The following is a 4,932-nucleotide window of genomic DNA, read 5'->3' as shown; positions in this document are numbered from 1 at the left end:
TGGTCACCGTTGCTCCAATGGAAGGTGTAATTGAATCCTTGTGGATTAAACACCACTGCTGTTACTTCCACCATTGAATCTGACAGACAGTTGTAATACAATGAGGCGGCAATTTCATCCCTGTCGAGCAGAAAACTCTTTTTTGTTTGACATCCGGTACTATTATCCGTAACTGACACGGTATACTCCCCAACTTCTAAGTCATCAATATCCTTGTATTAGCACCGTTACTCCATGCATAGGTGTAGTTGCCATCATTAGGAAAGGTCGTCAAGCGAAATGCTTCCATCATTGGTTCCTGCACAAGATACGGGTACGATGTTAGCAGTAAGGTCCAGTGCATTCCACTTTCCTCTACCTGAATCACGCCACTGCAGTTGCCCCCGCCCCATCAGTGAGCGGTCATGCTATATAGCCCTGGCGAGGTGATTTCAGAGTCAGCTCGAAGAAGAATAACCTTCTGGTCCCTCCAGTTTGTAACTAAATGGCTCCATATCGCCGCTGACATCAGCCACTAAATGAGTAGTAGCAGCAGATCCACATCCTAGGGTTCAGCACAAATCTGGTCAATTATAGGTTTTGCGCTTATGGCTCTCCTATTTGCACTCCTCCTCGATACTGCCAAAGAGACATTTGTACATTTTCAAAGAGGTTCCCGGCCCAAATAGCCCCATGGGCGTTTCTAGATCCATTTACTATGACCGAAGCAAAGCCAGCTCTCCTAATACCTCAAAAGCATAAGGTGAAAATAACCGCATCATCAGCCAAGGTCCTGGGTTGTAAACTGCGAATCTGACCAAGCCAAAGTCACATGGCCATCTTCTAGCAACTCAGGTAGGACCCCAAAGGAAGTGTGAGCTTGCCAAGGCAAAATTCCGTGCTTCATAATAACCCAAAAGACTTTGGTCAAATTCGATGGTAAATTGAAGCCCCAGTGATATTTTCGAAGTCTTGTTACCGTGAAATCAAGGCAAACCAATTCCCCTTTTTCAGCCTGTACCTCTTCTGCCTCTAGTAATAAGCATCCTCAAAATTATCCTCTCCTTCTGAAGGCACTTCACAACTAGGAAGAACGGTTTGCAAGACTGTAGAACATCCTTGATTATTGGTAACCGTCACTGTGTATTCTGTGCGGTAGCGCAGGCACGACGATTTTGTGTTCATTTGGCCCCGTTAAAAAAGTTCGCCATTACTCCAATCGTAAGTATAGGGATTGCCTTCAACATCAAAAATCAATGCCATAATTCAACTTCCTCATCCACTCAAACACTTAGAAAAGAGACTCCCTCGAATTCCTTCTTTCGGGACATCGAAACTTTGTACTATGCTACATTTCTGTTGTAGGATCCGTAATAGTAACTGAATAAGGTCCTGGAGACAAATTGGTCAGGGAAGACCGGTCGCTCATTATCCCAGAGAAAAATCCAGGTTCGAATTCGTATTGGAAAGAAAGTTTCAATGCCCCACCTTCCTCCTGATCACAGGGGACAGGTGTAATGTTGCAGCTACAACCGACTCTCCCATTCCCTCCACAACAACTGCACAAGCTTTTGCTATTTCTCCTTCCGCATTACTAAGCTCTAATCGTAGTAGCCTCCCTGCTACAGCTTCGAAGGAGGAAGCATTACTACTAAAGCGTTTGGCCCTGTCCAACTATAGGCCAATGGTTCGGACGCCAGAGCTTGCCTGTACCTCAATGAAGCCCCGACCAATCTCTTCGCAAATGGAAGGAAGTACGCAAAGCTCATCAATCTGCAGATCACTGGCATCTGTACCACCAATTTGAACTTCAGCGCAAGGAAGGTGGCTGAAAGCAGGCGTAGATTTCCATCTATTAGTTCTATAGGTGTAGGTTGTTTGGGAAAACTCCACAATGGTCTTCCAGAATCAACCAGTGGCTGAAAACACAACTTGGCCATCACTTGTCCATCGGCTAATTCACCCTGTGGCGGTCGGGCTAGACCAAGAAAAGTAACTCTGTTTTCTCGTTGTCCAACAGCTGGAGTGCCAAGGAACCAGAGACAGGCCTGGCAAACCAAAATCCTGTACTTCAGTAAATTGCAGACTTCCGGGTCGTAAAGAATGCTACCCTGCATACCCAAGACATTCTGAAAGCCTTGGGTTTTTAGGTTGATACAAAACTCACTGTTGGCGTTAAGCGCTAATGTCTCCAATTGAAAGGAAAACAGGAATTACCGTCTTGGGCCTGTAGAAACTGACTTCTCTAAGAGCAGCGTTAAACAACAAAACAGACAGGTGTAATTTTATAACATTTCACTGGAATTTTTGATAGTAGTTGGGCAGGCAAAGCCATGCTTTCGCACTTTGATTATGATTATGAAATTAGGTGTATATCTTACTATTGGCTCAAAATTACAGGCTAATTCTCCCATGTATTTAAGTACATTATTGTAATTTATAGCTTCAACCCTTTCCCCTTTACTATATAAAAAATCTTATCAGTTACTTAAAAACCTATACTATAGCAAATTATATTTCCATTCTCCGACGCAGCATATAGACCACTTATGCATAATTAGAGATAGAGTCTAGAGATAATTTTAGCAATGCCGATTGCATTATCCCTTCTAGCCCTAGCTTACAAATGACTTTAGTTCGTATAAAATCTTCATGAGTGCTAATTAATCGCAACTAAGATCCATGATTCTTGTCAACTTACTCAAAAAGCTCAGCACTAGAGAACGCACAAAATTTCAGAATTCGTTGCATCTCCCTTTTTCAATAAAAACCAGAAAATTCAGCAACTCTCTAGTATCCTACTGACTTTCGCACCGGATTTCGACCCAGTCCGAATCAACAAAGCAGCTCATTTACAAAGCCATATATGGAAAGGGGCCTTACGAAGAGCTGCGGCTCAATAATCTGATATCAGATCTCGTCCAATTGCTATATGATTACCTCAGCTACTCGCAATTGGAGCATCGGAGACGAGAAAAGGCGCTTCTACTTGAAGCCTTAAAACTAGAGGATTATATAGCAAATCCCAGACAGGCCAAGCGATACCAAAAGATTCAGGAGAAACAACCTTATAGAAACCAAACCTACTTCTGGATTCTTTCTTGCTACACGAAGAACTGGATCAGCTTTCACTGTCCAGTGGAAAGAGAGGGTATGATGTGAACTTGCAACTCAAGAACGACATGCTGGATACCCATTCTATACCTGTAGCAAACTGAGCATTGCTTGTGATGATGACAGTAGAAACACAGTAGTAAATGCCGGCTATCAGTGTTTTTTCTTAGAAGAAATAATCGGCGAAATACAAGACGCGCCCTGGAATTGCACCGCAGCCCGTTCTACAAGTCTATTATAAGACCTCTGGAAATGCTCCAACAACAGGAAGAGACAGCACACCTATTTTCATTGAAGAACCTATGGATCAACCTCTGGAGTCTCTTCCCTGCCCGAGAAACTACGGATTTTATACCATTATGCCCTGAACTACGGCGTCAAGAATGATCAATTCTGGAAGGAGAGAGTTTTACCGAGAGATTCTGGAAGCTTTACAAGATCCTATTGGAGAAAAAATCATTTTCAAGATAAGGCTATCTAACTCAATGGACCTATATCAACCATCGTCACGGCAGGGATTCGGCTCAAGGAATTCAACTGGACCGAAGATTTCATTAATCAATACGCTCTAGCCTGCACCCATCTGAGGAACACAATGTCTACACCTATAATCTAGCCTCCCTCTATTATGCCCGGAAGATTATACGAGCGCCTCTACAATTGCTACATGATGTAGAGTTCACTGAGCCTTCTATCACCTTTCTGCCAAGATCATTCAGCTCAAAGAGCTACTATGATCTACAGGAGAACAGAGGCTTTTTTCTCCTTAAGTGGAAGCCACTCGAATCTATATCACCCGCAATCGCCAACTGTCCGAATATCAAAAAGCGTTTCCAATGCCAATTTCTTGAAATTAGCTACGCGCCTGCTACAGTTGCGGCTAAGATCCACGGTAAATTACGCAAAAGGAAAAGAACAACTAACACAGCGCATCCATCAGCAGTTGGAAAGCAAAAATGTAGCACAAAAGGATGGCTGCAAGAGGCGTCTCCGCTTTGTAGTCCCTTCATTGTTGATGAAAAACACCAGCAATGGGATCGGCCATTGTTCGGTGTTTTCGGGATTGGGGCTATTGTTCAGATGTTTTTCACAACAATACCCCATCCCAAGCCTATCATCGCTCAATAACAACTTCTGTACCGCCATTCCTTCCTCATTCCACAGGCGCACCCAATATAGCCCAGACTGCAATCCTCGTAGATCCAACGCTTTATCTCCGCCTTCAATTCCTGAGATTGAACGAAGGCGCCCCTGGGTATCGAAGAATTGTATCCAGGTGGTTTTCAATTGAAGTCCATTGATCCAGAGTGTCTTTTGTGCAGGTTGGGATAAAAACGAACGGGCAATATATTTTCTGTTTTGGTAATGTCGCTGATGACTTCTACATCAGCATTCACGACCTCCACTGGCACAACTTCCTGTGTATTGGAAATCAGCTTCCACTCCTTCAATTTCAAGATAGAAGTCGACTACTGATTTCTCCTTTCTGGCGCTGACGAATCAGTATATCATCTTCAATGGTAATATTTAATATGACCAATAATACCCCCTCACCTACATTATTTCTGTCAAGACGAGTGATTCGATAGCTAATCTACCAGCATCAGCAAATTCTCTCTGCATGAGCAGCAAGTTCTGCCCTCCTGCCCCGAGCCAGCTTCCTTCGACACTAAAGTGTACCGAGCCGGGAACGACAAGGCTGGGGTCATAAGTCAATTGGAAGGCGAGGCCGTAGACATCCTCGGCGGGGTAATCTTGATTCCCCAGGATCACCGGTAGGCTATAGGTTTGCCCAGCTTGTAGGGTATCTAGCTGGATGGAAAAAGGAATTCCACAGCG

The 4,932-nt window shown here is 43.9% G+C and carries 4 protein-coding genes; all 4 read right to left on the bottom strand.

From position 1 onward, the window contains the following. Nucleotides 1–1,011 precede the first annotated feature (1,011 nt). Nucleotides 1,012–1,164 (bottom strand): hypothetical protein, encoded by a 153-nt coding sequence (locus tag D5R40_RS36505; protein ID WP_161565120.1) that lies wholly within the window; start codon nucleotides 1,162–1,164, stop codon nucleotides 1,012–1,014. 291 nt (nucleotides 1,165–1,455) lie between these two features. Beyond that, nucleotides 1,456–1,653 (bottom strand): hypothetical protein, encoded by a 198-nt coding sequence (locus D5R40_RS36500; protein ID WP_124155688.1) that lies wholly within the window; start codon nucleotides 1,651–1,653, stop codon nucleotides 1,456–1,458. A gap of 2,376 nt (nucleotides 1,654–4,029) precedes the next feature. Beyond that, nucleotides 4,030–4,440 carry a T9SS type A sorting domain-containing protein gene (locus tag D5R40_RS30360; protein ID WP_124155687.1) on the bottom strand — a complete coding sequence of 137 codons (411 nt, stop codon included), beginning with the start codon at nucleotides 4,438–4,440 and terminating at the stop codon, nucleotides 4,030–4,032. Between the two features lie 207 nt (nucleotides 4,441–4,647). Further along, a partial coding sequence (locus tag D5R40_RS38350) for a hypothetical protein (RefSeq protein WP_205127754.1) occupies nucleotides 4,648–4,932 on the bottom strand: 285 nt, incomplete at its 5' end.

The organism is Okeania hirsuta (assembly GCF_003838195.1).
In the GTDB taxonomy this organism is placed as follows: Bacteria; Cyanobacteriota; Cyanobacteriia; order Cyanobacteriales; family Microcoleaceae; genus Okeania; species Okeania hirsuta.
This window is presented reverse-complemented; position numbering and strand designations above follow the sequence as displayed.

What these genes read in the sequence shown, in the direction of transcription:
- D5R40_RS36505 (WP_161565120.1), bottom strand. Translation starts at nt 1,164, where the DNA reads ATGAACACAAAATCGTCGTGCCTGCGCTACCGCACAGAATACACAGTG.